Here is a 19897-nt window from a genome sequence, read left to right as displayed (position 1 = left end):
CGACACCCGTTTGTTCCCATGATGTTCCCAGGCTGAACTGCCGAGCGTGGCGGATCCTTGCTGTGCCACCGCTGGCTGAACTGACGCTCTTCCGCTGGTGCAACTGCGCTATTTGGCCGTGGCAACTAGCCGGCCTGTACGTCGGACGACGACGCGCATGCAGGCCAGAGACGGTCGTCGGCGGCGCGTTCCTTCAGGCGCCGAACAAGGTCGCGGAGACTCTCTCGGTACGCCGATTCGACCGCTCTGGCGTCGCGCCGGCTGACTCCAGCGGGCAGAAGTGTCCAGAAGCTCTGCGTCAGCTGGCACGCCTCCGGGCCGCTCGGCAAGATCACCAGCTCACCGCCAGCTGGACAAGGGCCTGAGAGCTGGCGGGTTACTGCTCGTCGACCGGGCTCCATGGCCACGACCTCGAGCATGCTGCCGAGTCGACTGTCGTCGCCCTGGTGCACGAACACCTGTATCTCGCCGACCCCGTCTGGTGTCCCAGGCAGGTGGGCGCCGAGGACTATGGTGTCCGAGAGGACGACCGCACTCGCCGGATCCTTCATGAACGCCCAGACCAACGGCGCAGACCGTGGAAGGTCAACTGTTGCGGACTCAGAAACGCGGATCGGGCCGCTCGCCCTGCTGACGATTTCTAGGCGAAAACGCGTTCGTGCTGTCACGACGCCCTCAAACGGTCGCCCCAAGCGTCCGGCCAAGGCCGCGGCCGACTCCCCATCGATACCCCCGTAGATCGCGGAACTGCGCCTTGCTGGCTTATCGGATGGGGATAGCCGAACGTTACTAGTGGCGGATTAGAAGGCCGCCGGACCACCTCGACAGGACCCGATTTGAGCCATCAGGAGCCACGCTGAGTCCGGCTCTCGTCGGCTCCAGCAACTCTGTTACTCGCCAGTTCGTTCCACGAAGCGTTCCACAAGTGCTCTAAAACTCTGACGCGCAGACCTGGGCTGCCGGTGTTCGATGCCACGCGCATCGGCGGTGTGCAGACGGCCGGTGAGTTGATCATGGACAACCTGAAGGTCGGCGAGGAATTCGTCCGCGACCACCTGGGACACAGCGGCCGGCATGCACCCCACCTCGGCTGCCCCCTGCGTTGGAAGTAAGCAGTAGGGTCGGATGGTTCATCATCGCCGCCGAGCGCGGCTAATGGAGGGGCGTGTTCGTGGAAGGTCGTCGGCGCAAGCAGGCAGCGAAGCCGGTCAAGACGCTGGAGCAGCGGTTGTGGGACGCCGCCGACGCGCTGCGCGGAAATCAGGAGCCGAGCGAGTACAAGCACGTCGTGCTCGGTTTGGTGTTCTTGAAGTACATATCCGACCGGTTCACCGAGCGACGCGCGGCGATCGAAGCCGAACTCGAGGCCGACGGTATACCCGGGGAGCGACGCTCACAGTTCCTCGAGGACCGCGATGAGTACGCCGGGCACAACGTGTTTTGGGTGCCAGCCGACGCACGGTGGGACACGATCCAGGCCCGCGCCAAGCTGCCCGGGATCGGGCAGGACATAGACACCGCGATGGATCTGATCGAGAAGGAGAACCCCGTCATCCGCGGCGTGCTGCCGCGCAACTACGGCCGCGAAGGTCTGGATAAGGCCAGGCTCGGGCAGTTGGTCGACCTGATCGGTTCGATCGGGTTCACAGAGACTGACGACCACGGCAGCGACGATGTGCTCGGCCGGGTGTATGAGTACTTCCTCGGCCAGTTCGCCGGAAAGGAGACTGGCAAGGACGCCGGCGCGTTCTACACGCCGCGCTCGGTGGTCCGGACGTTGGTCGAGATGCTCGAACCGTTCCACGGACGGGTGTACGACCCATGCTGCGGCTCGGGCGGGATGTTTGTGCAGTCGGCCGAGTTCGTGAAGGCGCATGGCGGCAAGCGCAACGACGTCTCGATTTACGGCCAGGAGTTCACCGACACCACCTGGAAGCTCGCCAAGATGAACCTCGCCCTGCGCGGTATCGAGGCCGACCTCGGGGAGCGCTCGGCCGACTCGTTCAGCTCGGACCTGCACCCCGACCTGCGTGCCGACTTCTTGCTCGCCAATCCCCCGTTCAACGTTTCGAACTGGTGGGACGGCAAGCTCGCCGATGACCCACGCTGGGCATTCGGCGTACCGCCGCAGGGCAACGCCAACTTCGCCTGGGTGCAGCACTTCGTCTACCACCTGTCCCCGCGCGGGACGGCCGGCTTCGTACTGGCCAACGGGTCGCTGTCATCGAAGAGTGGCGGAGAGGGCGAGATCCGTCGCAAGCTCGTCGAAGCCGACCTCGTTGACTGCATCGTCGCGATGCCCGACCGGTTGTTCCTCAACACTGCCATTCCAGTCGCCCTATGGTTCGTCTCGAAGGATCGCCACGGCAATGGCCACCGCAAGCGCGTCGGCGAGGTCCTGTTCATTGACGCCCGGAAGTTTGGCCGCATGGCGACCCGGCGGCTGCGTGTGCTCGACGACGCCGACATAGCCAAGATCGCTGACACCTACCACGCCTGGCGCAACCAGGATGGCGAGTATGAGGACGCGACCGGTTTCTGTAAGGCGGCATCGCGAGACGAAATCGCCTCGCATGACTACGTGCTCACCGCAGGGCGTTACGTCGGCGCCGAAGAAGTCGAAGCCGACGACGAACCCATCGACGAGAAGATCGAGCGCCTGACAAAAGATCTCTTCGCTGAGTTCGAGCGCGGGCGCGCACTAGAGGACTCAGTGCACGAGCGGCTGAGGACTCTCGAATGACGAATCCGACGCCGCTCACTCCGACGCCGGCCGGGTGGGCCTGGGTTCACCTTAGGGACGCTGCACTCGGCGTGTTCGACTGCCCTCACTCAACACCGAAACTTGCGCAGGCCGGGCCATACCTCGTTCGCACGCAGGACATCGGCGGAGGGGTCTTCCGTGGCGAGGCTGCCGCGCGCGTGTCGCGGGCAACCTATGAGGAGCGAATTGCTCGTGCTAAGCCGGAGTACGGCGACCTCCTCTACAGCCGGGAGGGGACCTACTTTGGTATTTCGGCTGAGGTTCCTCCAGGCACAGAAGTATGCCTCGGTCAGCGGATGGTCCTCATCCGTCCAGATCCGACGGTCCTGCACTTCAGCTACGCGCGGTACTGGCTCAATTCGGATACTATGCGTAAGTATGTCTATGCGCACAGGGACGGGTCAGTAGCGCAGCGGTTGAACCTGCCAATCATTCGTTCGATCCCGCTTCCACTGCCCCCGCTTGAGGAGCAGCGCGGAATCGCGGCGACGTTGGGGGCGCTGGATGACAAGATCGAGTCAAACCGCCGTATCATTCGGCTTGCCAGCGATCTTCTCGATGCACTCAGCGCGTCGCTCGCTAATGCTGTGCGGAGCGTGCCGCTCGGCCAGCTGGCCACCGTAGAACGTACGGCCGTCCACCCGAATGGCCTCGGCAGCGAGCGAGTCGATCACTTCAGCCTGCCCGCCTTCGACGACAGTGCGCGCCCGGAGCGCGTCGCAGCATCGACAATCATGAGTGGGAAGCTCGCCGTTACAGGGCCGAGCATTCTGGTGTCGCGCCTTAACCCGCGGTTCAACCGAACCTGGTGGGCAGTGCCCACGCACGGGGTACGTGCGTTGGCGTCGACCGAATTCGCCTGCCTGACGACGGATGACCGCGAAGATCTCGCCGCCATATGGCTCGCGGTGCGTGACGCGTACTTCCGTAGCGAACTCGTTCGACGAGCCAGCGGAACTTCTGGAAGCCACCAGCGGGTCAGACCGGACGACCTGCTCGCCATCGAAGTCCCTGACGTCCGAGAAATCTCCCCAACACTAAAGCGCACCGCTCTGGCATTACTCGACTCCATCCACCAGCGGCGAATCGAGGCCGCCAAGCTGGCTGGCCTGCGTGACGCGCTGCTGCCGCAACTCTTGACGGGCGGCATTCGGGTGCCCGAAGCCACGAAAGCCCTCGAAGGCTTGGCATGAGCACTATTCTGACCAGACGAGCATGATCACCATGCTGACGAGGAAGCACTGAGGCATGGGGTTCCAGGCACCGATCTGCAATCTGTGCAAGGAGACGGTTTTGGAGGTCGACGACGACGCATGACCTCGCTGAATGAGTCGACGGTCGAGCTGGCTGCATTGGAGTACCTGCGCCAGCTCGGGTGGGCGACTGCGTTCGGACCGACGATCGCTCCGAACACACCGGGCGCCGAACGCTCTAGTTACGAGCAGGTCTATCTCTACGACCGGCTCCGTGCAGCAGCGTCCCGGATCAACCCCGACTTCGCTGCGTCCGTGATCGAGGAAGCGGTCAAGCGGCTTGAGCGGGCGGAGACGCAGAGTGCGATCGCCGAGAACTTCCGCGTCCACGCGCTACTAACGCGGGGTGTCCCAGTCGAGCGCCGTGACGCGAGTGGCGCGGTCCGCACCGTCCGCATTCGCCTGATCGACTTCGAGCAGCCTGGCAACAACGACTGGCTGGCGGTAAACCAGTTCACGATCCTGCAGAACGGCAAGGAGCGACGCCCGGACATTGTCGCGTTCGTCAATGGCATTCCCCTAGCGCTCGTCGAGTTGAAGAACCTCGCCGACGAGCACGCCACGCTCAAGGGCGCATGGAACCAGATACAGACGTACCGCGGCGACATTCCGGCGATATTTACGCCGAACGCGATGACGGTGATCAGTGACGGCACGAGCGCGGCGATGAGCTCGTTCGCCGGCGCGTTCGAGCACTACGCGCCGTGGAAGACGATCAACGGCCGCGAGGTAGTTACGAGCAGGCCCGCGCTGGAGGTGCTGGTTAAGGGCGTCTTCGACCAGCACCGTTTCCTGGATTTGCTTCAGAACTTCGTCGTTTTCAGCGACGAGGCGAACGGGCTAGTGAAAAGGGTCGCGAAGTACCACCAGTATTGGGCGGTCAACGCCGCGGTCGAGTCCACGGTCGAGGCCGCGGGTCCCGACGGCGACCGCCGAGGCGGCGTCGTGTGGCACACTCAGGGCTCGGGCAAGTCGATCGAGATGCTGCTCTATGCGGCCAAGATTATGCGCGACCCTCGGATGGGTAACCCGACGCTGGTGTTCATCACCGACCGCAACGACCTGGACGACCAGCTGTTCGGCGAGGTGTTCGCGCCAGCGGAGATCCTGCCCGAGAAGCCAGCGCAGGCCGACTCCCGTAGCGAACTGCGGACGCTACTACGGCGCGCGTCCGGAGGGATTGTGTTCACCACCCTGCAGAAGTTCGCCCCGGAGGCCGGCGGCGACGTAAACGCGGTGCTGACGGATCGTCGTAACGTGATCGTAGTGGCCGACGAAGCTCACCGGTCGCAGTACGGCTTCAGTGAAGCGCTCGACGCCGATGGCCGGCTGACCTCGGGGCTGGCCAAGCACATGCGCGACGCGCTGCCGAACGCTACGTATCTCGGGTTCACCGGCACGCCGATCGAGTCGACTGACAAGTCCACCCGCGGGGTGTTCGGCGACTACATCGATGTCTACGACCTCACCCGCGCTGTCGAGGACGGCGCGACCGTGCGGATCTTCTACGAGTCCCGCCTGGCCAAGGTCAGCCTCGACGAGGACGCCTCCGAGAGCATCGACGAAATAGTCGACGAAATCAGCGAGAACACGCAGGCCGACGACGCGACCCGCGCCAAGTCCAAGTGGGCGCGGCTCGAGGCGATCGTCGGTGCGAGTCAGCGGCTCGACATCGTAGCTGCCGACCTCGTCGCGCATTGGGAAGCCCGCCGCAGCGAGCTGTTCGGCAAAGCCATGATCGTGGCCATGAGCCGGCGCATCGCCGTCGAGCTCTACAACCGCATCGTCGAGCTGCGCCCGGAGTGGCACAGCGACGACCCCGACGCGGGGCGGATAAAGGTCGTGATGACGGGCTCAGCAGCCGATCCGGCCGCGTTCCAGCCACACATTCGCCCCAAGGACGTCCGGAAGAAGCTGAAGCTGCGTGCCAAGGACCCGGGCGATCCGCTGGAGATCGTCATCGTCCGCGACATGTGGCTCACCGGCTTCGACGCCCCGGCGATGCACACAATGTACGTCGACAAACCGATGCAGGGCGCGGGGCTCATGCAGGCCATCGCGCGGGTCAACCGCACCTTCCGCGACAAACCCGGCGGACTGATCGTCGACTACATCGGCGTCGCCACCAATCTGCGTCGCGCCCTTGCCGAATACTCGCCGTCAGACCGCGACCAGGCCGGTGTGCCCATCGAAGACATGGTCGCCGCGATGCTGGAGAAGCACGACATCGTCCGAGGCCTGCTACACGGCTGCGCTTACGACTCCTCCCCGTCGCTACCCCCGGCCGAACGGCTGGCTCAGCACGCGGCTGTCCTTGACTTCGTCATGGCCGACCCCGACCGCACCGCTCGCTTCCTCGACCAGGTGCTCGCGCTGGCGAAGGCATTCGCGTTGTGCGGCGCACGCGACGAGGCTGCAGCGATCCGCAATGACGTGCGCATGTTCACCGACGTCCGTGCCGCGATCCTGAAGATCCAGAACCCTGAATCTGGCCGCGGCGGCAGCGGCGCCGTCGAACTCGACACCGCCATCGGCCAGCTTGTCAACGAGGCCGTCGCCGCAGACGAGGTCGTCGATATCTACAAGCTCGCCGGCATCGAGACACCCGAGCTGTCGATACTGTCCGACGAGTTCCTTGACAGCCTTGTTGGTAAGGACAAGCCGAACCTGCAGATGGGACTGCTGCGTCGGCTGATCAACGACCAGATCCGCACCGTCCAGCGCACCAACGTCGTGCAGGCACGCAAGTTCTCAGGTCTCCTCGAAGAGGCGATCAACCGATACATCAACCGTAGCCTGTCCACGGCGGAGATAATCGCTGAACTCGTTGGCCTTGCTAAAGACATGCGAAAGCTGACCAAGCACCATGAGGAGCTCGGTCTGACCGAGGCGGAGTCCGCCTTTTACGATGCTATTGTTCAGAATGACGCCGCTGTACTGCAGATTGGCGACGAGACGCTAAAGAGAATCGCGATCGACCTCGTCGACTCTGTCCGTGGCAGTGTGACAATTGACTGGCAATATAAAGATTCAGTGCGTGCTTCTATACGCGCCAAGGTGCGCCGCCTGCTGGCGAAATATGACTACCCGCCGGACTTGGAGTCGCGAGCCGTCGACCTGGTCTTGGAACAAGCCATGCTTCTTGGGGATAGCGTGGCGAGCGAACGCGCATTCGGCGACAGTCGGCGCCGCCGCAGCTATCTCGGCACGGGCGCAACTCACCGCCGAAGCGCGTTGAGCGAGGAAGCATTCGCCGAGGTACGGCACGAGCTCGGTGCCGACATTGGGGCAACCGATGAGTGAAAATCGTCTGCTACTCGCCGACACAATGGTCGTCACTTGGTATGTGCTAGATCCGTCGCGGCTGACGGACACAGCCGTGAAGGCCATGGAGCGAGAGACGACGATGGATAGGCCGATATCTGTCTCTGCTTACTCAGTGGTTGAACTCGTATATATGACCGAGAAGTCTTCAAACGGCATCACTCCGCAAGAATTGGAGGTTGTCCGCAACGTCCTGGCAGATCCGGTGGGTCCTTTCGTAGTTGTCCCTGTCGATGGTGACGTGGCGTTTGGAGTTGCTGCTGTACCAAGAACCTTCACCACAGATAATGGGACTGTGACGACCAACGCCGATCCAGGTGACCGAATAATTGCCGCAACTGCTTTGAAGCATAATTTGGGACTTGTGACGTCTGATCCGAAGATCCACGGCCTGAGCACCGTCATACCGCAATTGTGCATAGTCTGGAAGCTAGATGAGAGGATTGAAGGGCCGTGAAATGTATTCGGCTAGATCTGGCCCTGCGCTATTCTCTCGTCGGCAACTGACCCACGGCGCTTCGCGAGTCTTATGGTTACGGGCTGTCACTCTCGGCCGCCTACAGCGGCGACCAAGGCATTAGCGCGCGACATGACTGCTCGCCACAGCGCGGACCCACGTGTGCGGTCAGACTCTTGGGCATTGGCTGGCCGGTCATCTAAGCGCGCTCCCCGGGCAGGGCGGTCCGGGGATGCCTGAACAGAGGACCGTCGCCGCTCAGGATGGGGAGTCGTCAAGCCGTCAGCTGAGCCGTAGTTGCGCGCGATCCCACCTGGTTCTGCTGTCAAGGGCTCCGGTGTTTCAATGAGATTTCACTCTAAATGAAACGCCCGAGTCCGCATGGCGACATGCGCTTGAATTAACTGTCGCCACAATCGGCACGTCCCTCGGCGGGTGTAGCGCGACACTAGAGGTAATCGGTGGCGGAGTCAGTGAAAGCCACTCCATCGACTGATGGTCCAATCCGAAGACGTTGGCGAGGAGCAGGCCCCTTCCACGGCAGGAGTGGAAGTGCAGCACCTGCTACAGGCCAGGGCCTGTGGCTGGCGGCCGACCTGGTTGCTCGTCTGACGGGTGTTGGCGCTGGCCCAGCCCAGTAGCCGCTTCGATGGCAGCGCGGATTGCTCGCCAGGGGAGTTCCTTGTTTGGGGCACTGCGGGGTCTGTGCAGAGGCCAGACATCCTCTCCGTAGACGAGGTGGACACCAGAGCCGGCCAGTGCGGCGATGTGGTGTTCCCAGCCGGGCTGGCCGGCATGGGCCGCGTTGACCCGAGGAAAGACGACGACAGGTGGACGGCGTCCGCCGATTGCCTCGCAGAGCTGGGTAAGAGCCTGGTTGTCGGCGATGCCGAGCGCTAGCTTCGCTACCAGATTCGCGGTCGCCGGAACGGCCGCGTAGCAGTCCACCTCTGGATGGGGACTCGTCTCGTGAGGTAGGCGAGGGGCGCTGCGAACCGGTAGGCCGGTGACTGCTTCAATCTTGCCGATTTCGCCAGTGGCCTCCAGCCATATGGTCGCGGTTGGTGTCAGGGTCACCGCAACGGTCCAGCCGTCCTCCAACATCGGCTCGATGAGTCGCTCGCGCACGTCCTCGATTCCGCCGGCAGCTGCGCAGACCAGGCCGAGTGTTCGGCCGCTCATTGAACCGCCCGGCAGCGCTCGGCGAGGGCGAGGATTTGCGATCCGCGGCCGCCAGTGCTTGGCGTCCTGCGGTGGATGTCCCGCACAATCTCTCGGACGGCGGGATTGTGCCGCACGAGCTGAGGTGACTTCGCCTCAGCGTCCAGGATCGCGGATATTGCCTCGTCGTCCTGAGCTGAGTAGCTGTGGGCGCGAGCGAGGTCGATGCTGTGCGCGACTTGTCGGACGGTGGGTAGGACTGTCGAATCGACCTGCGGGCCGTGCTCCGTCACGTATGCGATGTCGCCTAGGTCGAGAGCAGCGGACAGCCTGTGCAGCATGACGTTCGTCGGGCCGAAGGAGGTCTGCCAGTAATTCGCGTCCGAACCGAGCTGTTGCGCCGCCGATTCTGCGGAGGCGAGTAGTTCGGTGGCTGTTGCACGGTCATTGCGCCGTGACGCGGCGGTTGCCATCCGGAGGTCGAGCATGCCAAGCAGACTGAGCGCTGCTGGGTCCATCCGAGCTACTCGGGTCGTGAGCCAGGAGCGGGCAGTCTGCCCAAGCTGGAGCGCGTCGTCGTACCGGCCGACGGCGAGTAGCGCGTGAGTGCCGGCCCTGGCCGCCGATGCGAGCACCAGCGGATCGTCAGAGTTGTCGGCGGCGTTCATCGCTCGTTCTGCTGCGATCCACGACAGATCCGATTCGCCGATCTTGGTAAGGATCGTTGCTGCGAGGTGATGGATCCGGGCCGAGAGAGCCGGTCCGCGGCCGCCATTGCTTGTATCACCCTCGACAGCTTGGGCGGCTCGAATCAGCTCTGGCAGCACGACGACGGCTTGGCCGATGCGGCCCTGTTGGTAGTGGTCCCAGGCGCCTTCGGTGAGGCTCGCGATGTGTTCGAGATTTGGTGGGCGAATGGCCTCCTCCGTCGCGAACAACACCCGCGAGAGGCGCCGGGGAGCCATCAGTGCGTCGCGAATGGCTGGCACATCGTCGTGCTTGTGATCGTCTTCCAGGAGAACTGGCTGCCCAAGTAGATCTCCGAGTGACACCCGGAGCGCTGACGCGAGTTCCCCGAGCACATCCAGCCGCCGGATCTCTCGTTCGCCGCGCTCGATCTTGCTCAGCCAGTCTTCGGTGCGTCCCACCAGGCTTGCGAGTACCGACTGGGTGAGGCCACGGCGGGCGCGATAGAACGCGATCCGCTCGCCGATGCTGAGATGGTCACCAGCTCCTCGCATGCCCACAACGATAGTGCAGGGCGGAACTAACCTACCCGGACAGTTTGTCCGGGTACTTCGGTTGACTCCAGTGTCCACTGGTTCACATGGACGCAGGAGCGATCGAGAGCCAAGTCGAAACCTCTCAGGTCGAGGTGCCATCGCCTGTGCGCAGGCGTTCCTCGACCACCTCCAGTCGATGCCTCAGCTCCTCGACGGTTTCCCGGAGCGCGGTGAGGTCATCGATGGGCGGGCGACTGTCCGAGGACGCGACGAAGACGCCCCGGCCCCGTTGGGTGTACACGAGTCCTTCGTCGCGCAGCTGGTCGATCGCCTTCTGGAGAGTCATCAGAGCCACGCCCCACTGCTTGGCCAGCTCGCGGCCGGACGGGAGCTTGGTGCCGGCCGCCAGCTCGCCGGTCTGGATTGCACGGCGCAGTCCGTCAGCGACCTGGGCGTACGGCGGGCGGGGGTCATTGATCTCTACCTGCATGACTCAACCGTAGTCGACCTAGGTAGCTAGGTCAGTTAGACAGCGAACTCTTGTAGAACCATGTGACCTAGGTTAACCTAGGTCAACCTAGTAAACTCTTGTGAAGGAGAGAGTCAGTGAGTGAAGACGCAACGGCCAGCGAGGTCGTAAGGAAGTTCCTCAGCGTTGCCGCAGCCGCCGAGGTGCTCGGCCTTTCCGAGATGACCCTGTACCGAGTGATCCAGGCGAACTCGTTCCCCGCTGTCCGGGTCGGTCGCAGGTTGTTCATTCCGAGTCAGGCCCTTGACGACATGGCCACCGCAGCTATCGCCACCGGGGGAGTCGTCGATGCGGCCGAGTGGCGCCCCGCGCAGGTAGCGGGATGACCCGCCAGTTGTCGGCGCAGTCCAAGACATCGAAGACCGGCCCCGCACAGGCGCCAACCAGAACAGGGCCGGTTCTCCCATCACTCAGCTACGAGTTCGAGAGGTCTACAGCATGACTGACGCAGTACATGGCGGCACGGAGTGGGTGCCGCGATTCGGGATGTTGGAGGAGTTGCCGTCGGGGCACGCGGCGGTGATCAGGGGCTTGTTCAAGCTGGCTGCGTTTGTAGCGGATCACCCGGAGCTGCACGTGCCGTCGGTGCGGGCTGTGCTTTGGCCGCCGAGCCGGAACGAGGACTTTGAGGCCGCGTGCCGCGAGGTCGACCAGGTCGGTGCCGTGCTCGGTGCCGAGCCGGAGTTGAACAACGGCCATTACGCCGTGACCACCGGGTTCGGTCCTGTCGAGGTCACGTCGTTCGCGATTTCGAGCGACACCATGGCCGCGCACACCGCACACATGTCGTACGCGGACAACGTGCAGCCCGAGCAGGTGTCGGAGTTCGACGAGTCCGCTCCGGTGGCGGGGGTAGTGCGATGAGCGAGCGCATGCAGATGGATCTGGCGTGGCGGATGCACGACTCGGCCGCTGCGGCGATCGACAAGGCTGACACCAAGGCAGGTCTTGCGGCGACGGTGGAGACCGCGTTGGCGGCGGTGGTGCTGACGTTCGTGTCGCAGTCGCACGGCTCGCCGCTGGTCGCGCGGGTGGCGTTCGGTGTGGCGCTGGTGGCGTTGGCGGTGGCGTTGGGTTCGGCGCTGCTGGTGGTGGTGCCGCGGCTGCACCGCCCGGCTGACGCGTTGGTGCCGGGGGAGTTCTTGTACTTCGGTGCGGTACGTCGTCGCTCGGTCGAGCAGCTGCTCGACCGCCACATCGACCCGCGGACGTACGACAACAAGGTGGCCGACCCGCTGGTGGCGGTGACTCATCAGGCCAAGCGGCTGGCCGATATCGCGTGGACGAAGCACCGATGGCTGCGGGTGTCGTTCGTCGCGGCTGTCTTGGGTGCGGCGTGCGCGGTGGCCGGTGTGTTGATCGGTGGTGCGCGATGATGCGGCGGCCGACCCGGACCGAAGGCGTGATGGTTCCGCAGTTCACGCTCGCCATGGTGGCGCTGCTGGCCGCGGGTGTGGCCGCGGTCGCGTGGGAGAAGACGTCGGCGTTGACCGAGCTGGGGTACTGGGTCGCAGCGACTGGAGCGGTCGGGCTGGTGACGGCCGGGCTGTTGTTTTGGCGTCTGATGCATGGGGCGCTGATCGCCTCGCCGTTGTGGGTGCTGCTGGCCGGGGCGATCGGGCTGAGGCTCGGAGCGCCGGGTGGCGCGGCCGGGTGGGTGATCGGCGGCGGTGTCCTGCTGCTGATCACGCTGGCCGTGGTGGCGGTGAACCGCCCGGTCGGCGGAGGTCTCGCGGTCGCGCTGTGGCTCGGCTACGCCGGGCTCGTGCTGCGCGCCCTGCCATCGACCGTGCAGGCGTCTCAGCGCTGGTGGCAGCTGCTGCTGGCCGCGGGCGTTGTGCTGCTCGCCACGGCGGGATTCACACTCCGGTCGCGGTCCAGCTCGCGCGGGCTGCTGCGCCGCCTGGGCCGCGCTGGGCGCGTGACTGACGGCCTGGCGTCGGGCTGGGATGTGCGGCGGGTGTCATCGGCGCGGATGCTGCGCAAGAAGGCGAAGATCGTCCGCCCCTCGCTGGCCGACGTGCCGGCGTGGAAGCGCCGGTTCGTGCCGCTCACACAGATCGGCGCGACCGTGGCCACGGTCGGCTGGGTCAAGGTCCGATCCTCGGCCGAGGACCACACGCTGACGGTGGCGGGTCCGCGCGCGGGCAAGACCGGCCTGATGATGAACCACCTGCTGGACGCGCCGGGCGCGGTGATCGCGACCTCGACCAAGACCGACATTCTCGACATCACCCGCACCCAGCGCGCCAAGCGCGGCCCGGTGTGGGTGTTCGACCCCGACGGCCTGACCGGCGACGGGTCCACGATCACCTTCGACCCGCTGACCGGATGCACCGACCCGGGCGTGGTGATGGACCGCGCCTCGGACCTCCTCGACGGGGTCGGCGCGAAGTCCGACGACGCCGAGCATTGGCTGAACCTCGCTCGGCAGGCGCTGACGGCGCTGATGCACGCCGCCGCGCTCGGCGGCTATTCGATGGCCGACGTTCAGCGCTGGATCGCCCACCCCGACGACCAGGCCAAGTCCGACGCGCTGTGGGAGCTGCGCGTCGCCAAAGCGACCGGCTTCGAGCAGCAGGCGATGCAGTTCTTCACCAACAACGAGCGCACCCGCTCCAGCATCTCCACCACGATCATGCCCGCCCTGTCGTGGCTGTCAGTGCCGACCGCCGCCGCGGCGGCAGCGCGAGGTGGCGTGCCGTTCGACGTGGAGCGGCTGCTGGCCGAGACCGGCACCGTGTACCTGCTGGGCGCGGAGGACAAGAAGACCGCGCCACTCGTGACGGCCCTGACCGCGCACATCGCCCGCCAGGCCAAAGCCCTCGCGGTCCGTACGCCGGGCCGCCGGTTGGACCCGCAGTTGACGATGGTGCTGGACGAGGCGGCGCTGATCTGTCTGATCCCGCTTGACCGGTGGACCGGTGACTTCGGGTCGCGCGGGATCACCCTGCACATCTCCGCGCAGTCCCGCGCGCAGCTGCGGGACCGGTTCGGCGAGGCGGCTACCGGGGCGCTGCTGACCAACGTGACCACGAAGGTCGTGCTGGCCGGCACCTCCGACGACGATGATCTGCAGTTCTGGTCCACGCTGTGCGGCGAACGGCTGGAGCAGGTCGCGACCCGCGACCGCACCACCGGCGGGGTGTCGATCAGTGACCGCCGGGTCCCGGTGCTGACCCCGGGCCAGGTCGCGCAGCTGCGCGCCGGGCAGGCGCTGATCATCACCCGTGGCATGCCGCCCGCGATCGGGCGGGTCAAGATGGCGTGGAAGCGCCGGGACCTGCGCATTGAGCGGTTCCACAACCGCCCCACCGTGCAGTGGACCGCCCGCAAGCTGGCCATGGTCGAGGAGCGGGCCGGCGCACGGCTGCTCAGCGACACCGCCTGGCTAAGCGACCATCTGCTCGCCGCGTTCGACCGCGCCGACGACGTCCGCCGACGGGTCACCAGCCCTGTCGTACGGCGTGCCGCCGCTCGGCTTGACGCCGCGTTGACGTGGCTGGAGGCCAACGATCCGGGCCGGGAGTTGGTCGCCCGGTTCCGGCTGGTTGGTGCGATGCGCAAGGCCCGGGCCGGGCTCGCCGCGCGCACTGAGCGGCCTGTGGATCGGCAGGTGCGGCGATGAAGTGGCCAGCGGCAACCAACGTTCACCCCACTGCCGGTGTGGTGACGATCTGCGGCTCGACCCGTTTCCGGGCCGACATCGCCCGCGTGAATCGCGAGCTGACACTGGCTGGCTACGTCGTCCTCGCGCCCGGCGTGTTCGTGCACGACGGCGACACGGTCACCGACCAGGACAAGGCCCGGCTCGACCGGCTGCACCTGACCAAGATCGACATGGCGGCGTGGATCTACGTCGTCAACCCCGGCGGGTACGTCGGGGACTCGACCCGGCGAGAGATCGAGTACGCCACCTCGACCGGGAAGCCGGTCTGGTACCTCACCGGAGCCCCGGCATGACCGGCCAAGACCGCACCGGCGTGGAGTGGGTGCAGCTGTGGGACGGCCGGCGCTGGCCGGGCCGGGTCCGTAACGGCCTGCCCGAGTTCAGCTTCGGGCAGGCACCGGCGGGGCTGTCCACGCGACGGCAGCTGCGCGAGCGCGGCCTGTCCCGCGGCGGTCAGGAGCCGTTCGCCCGGTTGACGTGGAAGCGGGATCGCCGGTTCGCGTGGCTGTACGTGGACGAGCGCGCCCGGGCCAAGCGGACGCCGAGCGACAAGCAGCTCGCCGCCATCAATAAGGCCCTGGCCGCGCGGAAGGTGTGCGCCGAGTGCGGCCCGGTCGATCACTTCGTCCGCACCACCGACCGGTTGTGCGGCGACTGCCACGCCGCCGGCGTCACACCGGCAGCGGGCGGCACCGATGGGTGGCGCACCGTCCAGGCCTGGCAGGAGGCGGCCGACGACACCGACGAGACCGACAGGGACGAGGCGTCGGCCGCGGCCGACCGGGCCGCCGAGGCACTGGCCCGCACGGCGGCCCGGCTCGACACCGCCCACCAAGCCGCGGACCAGACCGAGCGAGACGAACAGTTTGCCCGCTGGCACGCCGACGACCAGGCCGCCCGGCACACCGCAGAGCTGGCCCACACCGATGACCAGCACGACGGGGCATGGACCGAGAGGGGAGTGGCATGACCGCCGAGCTTGCGCCGCCGTTCGCCTACTACGGCGGCAAGACCACCAAGGCAGCCCAGCTCGCCGGGCTACTGCCGGCGCACCGCCACTACGTCGAGCCGTTCGCCGGGTCGCTGGCCGTACTGCTGGCCAAGGCCCCGGCGCCGTTCGAGACGGTCAACGATCTGGACGGAGCGCTCATGACGTTCTGGCGGGTCCTTCGGGACCGCGGCAACGACCTGGCGCGGGTCTGCTGGCTGACGCCGCACAGCCGCGCTGAGCACGCGGACGCCTACACGCTGACCGATGCCAGCGGCAACGACCTTGACGAGCTCGAAGTTGCTCGCCGGGTCTGGGTGCAGCTCAGCCAGGGCATGGGCGGCACCCGCCGCCGTACCGGCTGGCGGCACTTCCAGGACCCCGGCGACCGGACGACGGTGTCCATGCCGGACTACCTGCACGCCTACGTCGAGCGCATGACCCCCGCGCTTCGCAGGCTCCGCAGGGTCAGCCTGGAAGCCCGCCCGGCGCTGGACGTGATCGCCGCCTACGGCCGCCACGAACACGTCTGCATCTACGCCGACCCGCCCTATCTGGGCAGCACCCGCTCGTCTCGCCAGTACGCCGTCGAGATGAGCAGCCCGGCCGAACACGTCGAACTCGCCGACGCGCTCAAGGCGTGCCGCGCGGCGGTCGTGCTGTCCGGCTACCCCAGCGCCCTCTACGACGCCCTCTACGCCGACTGGCACCGCCTCGACCTGGCCGGATTCACCGGCCAGGCAGGCACCAACGGCCGACGGACCGAGGTGCTGTGGTCCAACCGGCCGCTCGGCGCCCAGCCCACGCTCTGGCAGGAGAACCACTGATGCAGTACGACGAGAAGGACCCCGGCACCGCTGCGCTGGCCGCGGTGGCCGGGCTGGCGCGGTCGGTCGAGACGCTGAGCCGGGACGTGGCCGCGATGAAGGCCGGCCTTCAGCAGACCGCCAGTAAGACCGCCGTGGCACGGCTGAACGACACCGTTGCCTCGCTCGGCAACACGGTCGCGTCGTTCGAGGAGCTGCTGACCCGGCTGGCCGCCAAGCCCAGCAGCGGTCGGGCGACAGCGTCAGCTGCGAGTGACGTGGAGCCGGTGCGGTCATGGCTTCGCCTGCCCGAACACGACGAGGCCGCGCTCGAGGCCGTACTGAGTGAGCTGCTGCCGTGGATGGAGACGACGTACCTGCGGTATGCGACCGCGCGGGAGTCCTTGCCGCCGTGCTGGCTTTGGCACCCCGAAATCGTTGAGGAGCTGCTGTGGCTGATGGACGCCTGGACCACCGCCTACGAAGGCCCGGAGGCATCCACCAAGCTCGCCGGTGACTGGCACGACCGACAGCGTCCCGGCGTGACCCGCCGCCTCGGCGAGTACGCCGCGAGCTGTGACGTGCTCGCCCACCGCGACGGCGCCGGGCAGCGCGCGGTCACCGTGCCGCTGGCGGCCGACGCCGACCCGTTCGTGACGTGGTGGGCCACCGGCCGCGACGACAACGGCCCGGCGCCGACACCGGAGCAGATCAAGGCAGGTCGCCGCGGCGGCCTGACCGCCGTACCCGAGACCGCTGGAGGCCAGCGATGACCACCCAGGCCATCACCCGCTTGATCGACCTGCCTGACCGGTTCGACCCGGGCGCGGTGACGTGGCCGATGATCGCCGCCGGCACCGCCGTGCTGCTGATGTTCGCCGCGACCGTCACCGCCATTATCTGGGCGACCCGGCGTGCGGTTCGCGCCGTCAGCGACGCGATCGAGACCGGGCGGTTGACGACTCGGCGGGTGCTGATCGCGGTCGCGGTCGTGGCCGCGCTCGGCGTCGCCGGGATCGGCGGTGCCCGCTCGTTCGGCGCGGTGTCGGAGAAGTTCGACAGCCCGTTGGTGCCGTTGGTTGCCGACGGCATGATCGTGGCCTGCACCGCGCTGCGCCTGGCCGCGTTGACGCGCGGATGGCGGATTCCGGGCGCTCTGGTCACGACGTATGTGTTCATCGGCGGCACGGTGTGGCTGAACATCGATACCGCGCACGGGATCGCCGACGCTCTCGCGCACGCGCTCGCGCCGTTGGCCTACGCGCTGCTGGTCGAGATGCTCGCGCACCTGTTGCGGCTGCACATGAAGCTCGCGCAACCCGCGAAGCCGCGGCTGTCGGCGCTGACCTGGTTCACCTCCCCGGTGATCACCACGCGGGTGTGGCTGCACCTGTCGAGGACCGGTACCGATGACCCTGCGGCCGCGCGGGCGCTGGTCCAGCAGGTCGTACGTATGGCGTCGCGGCTGGCGACGCTGTGCCCGAGCCACAAGCTGTGGCCGTTCGACGCCGGCCGCGCCGCGCGCACAGCCTGCTTGCAGACGATCCGCGACGGGCTGCTGTCGGCCAGCGAACTCGCCGCGCTGCTGCCGGCCACCGGCCGCCTGGCCCCGGGTGAGTTGCTCGCGCTGGTCGATTCCGCCGCACTCGGCCTGACCCGTCCGATCGAACCGGTCGAAGCGGCGAAGGACGAGGAAGCGGAACAGCCTGCGTCTCAGGGTGCACCGGTCTGGCTGATCGCCTACCTGCTCGGTGCGCTCCGAACCGGATCGGCCCGTGCACCGGTGCGCCCTTCGACCCGCACCGCACCACCCGCACCGGTGCACGACGACGCCCCAACCCCGCCGCGTGCACCGGTGCACGCGGCGAACCGCACCACCGGCCGCACGGGATCGGTGCTCGGCCACGCCAGTGACGACCGCACCGACGACGAACTCCTGGCCCTGGTGCGCCACCGCTCGACCGCCGAGCACGACGGTGGCCCGATGAGCCAGCGCGCGATCCGGCGCGTCACCGGCGTCGGCACCCAGCGCGCCAAGCGACTGGCCGAACTCGCCGGGTGGGCCGAGCCCACCACCAGCGGCAGCGCCGACGCCCAGCCAGCCGTCCCGCAGACGCGCGGACAGCTCCAGCTCGGCACCGAGCCCGGTGAAAACCCCACCCACGACACCAGCATCACCGACGAGCCCAGCACCAGCGACGAGACCACCACCAGCCGCGAACTCGAAACGAGCACAAACCGATGACCAACACCGAGAAGACCCGATCAGCAGCCAGCAACCACGACAGCGACGCAGCAGCAGCGAGCATGACCCAACCGACGATCCAGCAGCAGCCAGCAGGCAGCAGCAAGACCAAAGAACTCAGATCACACCCAGGCATCACGATCAAATGGAGCCTCGACCCCGCTTCGCGTCGTCGTATCGGCCTGCCGCCTGCGGCGGCCATCGGCGCTGTCGCGCCGGTCGCGGCGCGGTTTGGGGGTGCCTCGTGCTGAGCGTGCACAGCGGCCACCGGGCCGACTATCTCACCGGCGCCGTGGCCACGGGTCGGGAGAACTACTACACCGGCGCCGTGGCGGCCGGCGAGCCGCCCGGGCGCTGGTTCGGCAAGGGTGCAGAAGCTCTCGGGCTGTCCGGCGAGGTCGACACGCAGGACATGACCGCGCTGTACGAGCGGTTCATCGACCCGCGCGACGAGGCGTTCCGCGACCCGTCGCGGTGGGACGAGGCCGAGACCCTCGGTCACACCGGGCGGGCGTACAAGAGCGAGGAGCAGGTGTACGCCGATGCACTGGCCAAGGAGCCCGGTGCATCCCCGGAGCGGCGCGCCGAACTGCGTGCACTGGCTGGCAAAGCGGTGCGCAAGAACGTCGCGTTCCACGACGCCACGTTCAGTCCGCAGAAGTCGGTGACGGTGCTCCACACCGCGTTCGAGGCCCAGGAGGTACAGGCCCGCACCGCCGCCGAGGCGGCCCGCGGTGCACTCGCCGAGGCGCACCGCACCGGTGACCGTGAAGCGGCGCACCGCTACCGCAGTGCGGTGCGGCAAGCGGAGCGGGAAGCGGTGCAGTGGGGCCAGCACCGCCAGGCGGTCGAGGACGCGATCTGGGCCGGTAACACCGCAGCGCTGAACTATCTGCAGGACAAGGCCGGCTACACCCGCGTCGGTCACTTCGGTGGAGCCGCTGGCCGGTGGGCCGACGCACACGAGTGGGTGATTGCGTCGTTCTTCCAGCACGACTCACGCGATCATGACCCGCAGCTGCATATCCACAACGCCGTTTTGAATCGCGTGCAGGGACCCGATGGCAAGTGGCGCACCATCGACTCCAAGGCGCTGCACCGCTGGAAGCCTGCCGCCGGCGCCGTCGGTGAGCGGGTGATGGAACAGCACCTGGTCAAGTCGCTCGGCGTGCAGTTCAAGGTGCGCCCCGACGGCAAAGCCCGGGAGATCGTCGGGATCGACCAGGCTGTGATGGACCTGTTCAGCTCCCGCCGCAAGGCGATCACGAAGAAGACCGCCGCGCTGGTGCGCGCGTTCGAGGCCAAGATGGGCCGCGAACCGAACACCCTGGAACTGGCCTACATGCAGCAGCAGGCGTCGCTGGCGACCCGCAAAGCCAAGTCCCACGACGGTGAGACCGTCGAGCAGCGGCTGGAGCGATGGGATCGGCAGCTGCGCGCCGAGGTCCGCGGGGGACTCGGCAAGGTCGCCCGCGAC

General features: G+C 66.8%; 19 protein-coding genes and 1 pseudogene. 16 read left to right on the top strand and 4 right to left on the bottom strand.

All coding sequences use genetic code 11. From position 1 onward, the window contains the following. Positions 1-125: 125 nt before the first annotated feature. Positions 126-551 (bottom strand): SRPBCC family protein, encoded by a 426-nt coding sequence (locus EV646_RS31070; protein ID WP_132154925.1) that lies wholly within the window; start codon positions 549-551, stop codon positions 126-128. Positions 552-962: 411 nt separating this feature from the next. Here EV646_RS31070 and EV646_RS39030 point away from each other — a divergent pair, with 411 nt between their 5' ends. From EV646_RS39030 to EV646_RS31050, 5 genes are all read left to right on the top strand, one after another. Continuing rightward, positions 963-1112: a hypothetical protein gene (locus EV646_RS39030; RefSeq protein ID WP_158291054.1), complete on the top strand. Its 150-nt coding sequence runs from the start codon at positions 963-965 to the stop codon at positions 1110-1112. A gap of 53 nt (positions 1113-1165) precedes the next feature. Then, entirely contained in the window at positions 1166-2743 is a 1578-nt protein-coding gene (locus tag EV646_RS31065; RefSeq protein WP_241996439.1) for a class I SAM-dependent DNA methyltransferase, read from the top strand. After that, positions 2740-3957: a restriction endonuclease subunit S gene (locus EV646_RS31060; protein ID WP_132154923.1), complete on the top strand. Its 1218-nt coding sequence runs from the start codon at positions 2740-2742 to the stop codon at positions 3955-3957. The genes EV646_RS31065 and EV646_RS31060 overlap by 4 nt, the downstream gene beginning before the upstream one ends. Before the next feature lie 120 nt (positions 3958-4077). Beyond that, positions 4078-7320: a type I restriction endonuclease subunit R gene (locus EV646_RS31055; RefSeq protein ID WP_132154921.1), complete on the top strand. Its 3243-nt coding sequence runs from the start codon at positions 4078-4080 to the stop codon at positions 7318-7320. Then, positions 7313-7798 carry a PIN domain-containing protein gene (locus EV646_RS31050; RefSeq protein ID WP_132154919.1) on the top strand — a complete coding sequence of 162 codons (486 nt, stop codon included), beginning with the start codon at positions 7313-7315 and terminating at the stop codon, positions 7796-7798. Before EV646_RS31055 ends, EV646_RS31050 begins: the two co-directional genes overlap by 8 nt. Before the next feature lie 564 nt (positions 7799-8362). Here the strand turns inward: EV646_RS31050 and EV646_RS31045 are convergent. From EV646_RS31045 to EV646_RS31035, 3 genes are all read right to left on the bottom strand, one after another. Further along, a complete protein-coding gene (locus EV646_RS31045) occupies positions 8363-8902 on the bottom strand; it encodes a flavoprotein (protein WP_241996455.1) in 540 nt (179 codons plus the stop codon). A gap of 74 nt (positions 8903-8976) precedes the next feature. Continuing rightward, positions 8977-10200, bottom strand: a complete 1224-nt coding sequence (locus tag EV646_RS31040) for a helix-turn-helix domain-containing protein (RefSeq protein ID WP_132154916.1) — start codon at positions 10198-10200, stop codon at positions 8977-8979. A gap of 124 nt (positions 10201-10324) precedes the next feature. Then, the gene (locus tag EV646_RS31035; RefSeq protein ID WP_132154914.1) at positions 10325-10672 is read right to left on the bottom strand and encodes a GntR family transcriptional regulator; all 348 of its coding nucleotides are present in this window, start codon (positions 10670-10672) and stop codon (positions 10325-10327) included. A 116-nt stretch (positions 10673-10788) separates the two neighbouring features. Between EV646_RS31035 and EV646_RS31030 the strand changes: the two genes are divergently transcribed. The 11 genes and pseudogenes from EV646_RS31030 to mobF form a co-directional block, all read left to right on the top strand. Next, positions 10789-11037 (top strand): helix-turn-helix domain-containing protein, encoded by a 249-nt coding sequence (locus tag EV646_RS31030; RefSeq protein WP_132154912.1) that lies wholly within the window; start codon positions 10789-10791, stop codon positions 11035-11037. Between the two features lie 112 nt (positions 11038-11149). Beyond that, a complete protein-coding gene (locus EV646_RS31025; RefSeq protein ID WP_132154910.1) occupies positions 11150-11575 on the top strand; it encodes a hypothetical protein in 426 nt (141 codons plus the stop codon). Further along, on the top strand, positions 11572-12087 hold the full coding sequence (locus tag EV646_RS31020) for a Pycsar system effector family protein (protein WP_132154908.1): 516 nt from the start codon (positions 11572-11574) through the stop codon (positions 12085-12087). The genes EV646_RS31025 and EV646_RS31020 overlap by 4 nt, the downstream gene beginning before the upstream one ends. Further along, positions 12084-14339: a type IV secretory system conjugative DNA transfer family protein gene (locus tag EV646_RS31015; protein ID WP_158291053.1), complete on the top strand. Its 2256-nt coding sequence runs from the start codon at positions 12084-12086 to the stop codon at positions 14337-14339. Before EV646_RS31020 ends, EV646_RS31015 begins: the two co-directional genes overlap by 4 nt. Continuing rightward, complete coding sequence (locus EV646_RS31010; protein WP_132154904.1) at positions 14336-14674, top strand: hypothetical protein; 339 nt, start codon at positions 14336-14338, stop codon at positions 14672-14674. Before EV646_RS31015 ends, EV646_RS31010 begins: the two co-directional genes overlap by 4 nt. Then, a complete protein-coding gene (locus EV646_RS31005; RefSeq protein ID WP_132154902.1) occupies positions 14671-15351 on the top strand; it encodes an RRQRL motif-containing zinc-binding protein in 681 nt (226 codons plus the stop codon). Before EV646_RS31010 ends, EV646_RS31005 begins: the two co-directional genes overlap by 4 nt. Continuing rightward, entirely contained in the window at positions 15348-16196 is an 849-nt protein-coding gene (locus EV646_RS31000) for a DNA adenine methylase (RefSeq protein WP_132154900.1), read from the top strand. The genes EV646_RS31005 and EV646_RS31000 overlap by 4 nt, the downstream gene beginning before the upstream one ends. Continuing rightward, positions 16196-16948 (top strand): hypothetical protein, encoded by a 753-nt coding sequence (locus EV646_RS30995; protein ID WP_132154898.1) that lies wholly within the window; start codon positions 16196-16198, stop codon positions 16946-16948. The genes EV646_RS31000 and EV646_RS30995 overlap by 1 nt, the downstream gene beginning before the upstream one ends. Then, the gene (locus EV646_RS30990) at positions 16945-18420 is read left to right on the top strand and encodes a DUF2637 domain-containing protein (RefSeq protein ID WP_132154896.1); all 1476 of its coding nucleotides are present in this window, start codon (positions 16945-16947) and stop codon (positions 18418-18420) included. Before EV646_RS30995 ends, EV646_RS30990 begins: the two co-directional genes overlap by 4 nt. Then, positions 18417-18671, top strand: a complete 255-nt coding sequence (locus tag EV646_RS30985) for a hypothetical protein (RefSeq protein WP_132154894.1) — start codon at positions 18417-18419, stop codon at positions 18669-18671. Before EV646_RS30990 ends, EV646_RS30985 begins: the two co-directional genes overlap by 4 nt. Beyond that, positions 18566-19801, top strand: a pseudogene (gene mobF, locus EV646_RS41060) (MobF family relaxase); the annotation flags it as partial. The gene EV646_RS30985 and the pseudogene mobF, both read left to right, overlap by 106 nt. Positions 19802-19897: the final 96 nt, after the last annotated feature.

The organism is Kribbella antiqua (assembly GCF_004345665.1).
GTDB classification, from domain to species: domain Bacteria; phylum Actinomycetota; class Actinomycetes; order Propionibacteriales; family Kribbellaceae; genus Kribbella; species Kribbella antiqua.
The sequence above is the reverse complement of the archived record's forward strand: the minus strand, read 5'-3'. Positions and strand labels throughout refer to the sequence as shown.

What these genes read in the sequence shown, in the direction of transcription:
- EV646_RS30985 (WP_132154894.1), top strand. Translation starts at nt 18,417, where the DNA reads ATGACCAACACCGAGAAGACCCGATCAGCAGCCAGCAACCACGACAGC.
- EV646_RS31010 (WP_132154904.1), top strand. Translation starts at nt 14,336, where the DNA reads ATGAAGTGGCCAGCGGCAACCAACGTTCACCCCACTGCCGGTGTGGTG.
- EV646_RS31045 (WP_241996455.1), bottom strand. Translation starts at nt 8,902, where the DNA reads ATGTTGGAGGACGGCTGGACCGTTGCGGTGACCCTGACACCAACCGCG.
- EV646_RS31000 (WP_132154900.1), top strand. Translation starts at nt 15,348, where the DNA reads ATGACCGCCGAGCTTGCGCCGCCGTTCGCCTACTACGGCGGCAAGACC.
- EV646_RS31020 (WP_132154908.1), top strand. Translation starts at nt 11,572, where the DNA reads ATGAGCGAGCGCATGCAGATGGATCTGGCGTGGCGGATGCACGACTCG.
- EV646_RS31005 (WP_132154902.1), top strand. Translation starts at nt 14,671, where the DNA reads ATGACCGGCCAAGACCGCACCGGCGTGGAGTGGGTGCAGCTGTGGGAC.
- EV646_RS31025 (WP_132154910.1), top strand. Translation starts at nt 11,150, where the DNA reads ATGACTGACGCAGTACATGGCGGCACGGAGTGGGTGCCGCGATTCGGG.
- EV646_RS31070 (WP_132154925.1), bottom strand. Translation starts at nt 551, where the DNA reads ATGAAGGATCCGGCGAGTGCGGTCGTCCTCTCGGACACCATAGTCCTC.
- EV646_RS31060 (WP_132154923.1), top strand. Translation starts at nt 2,740, where the DNA reads ATGACGAATCCGACGCCGCTCACTCCGACGCCGGCCGGGTGGGCCTGG.
- EV646_RS31035 (WP_132154914.1), bottom strand. Translation starts at nt 10,672, where the DNA reads ATGCAGGTAGAGATCAATGACCCCCGCCCGCCGTACGCCCAGGTCGCT.
- EV646_RS31015 (WP_158291053.1), top strand. Translation starts at nt 12,084, where the DNA reads ATGATGCGGCGGCCGACCCGGACCGAAGGCGTGATGGTTCCGCAGTTC.
- EV646_RS31050 (WP_132154919.1), top strand. Translation starts at nt 7,313, where the DNA reads ATGAGTGAAAATCGTCTGCTACTCGCCGACACAATGGTCGTCACTTGG.
- EV646_RS30995 (WP_132154898.1), top strand. Translation starts at nt 16,196, where the DNA reads ATGCAGTACGACGAGAAGGACCCCGGCACCGCTGCGCTGGCCGCGGTG.
- EV646_RS30990 (WP_132154896.1), top strand. Translation starts at nt 16,945, where the DNA reads ATGACCACCCAGGCCATCACCCGCTTGATCGACCTGCCTGACCGGTTC.
- EV646_RS31055 (WP_132154921.1), top strand. Translation starts at nt 4,078, where the DNA reads ATGACCTCGCTGAATGAGTCGACGGTCGAGCTGGCTGCATTGGAGTAC.
- EV646_RS31040 (WP_132154916.1), bottom strand. Translation starts at nt 10,200, where the DNA reads ATGCGAGGAGCTGGTGACCATCTCAGCATCGGCGAGCGGATCGCGTTC.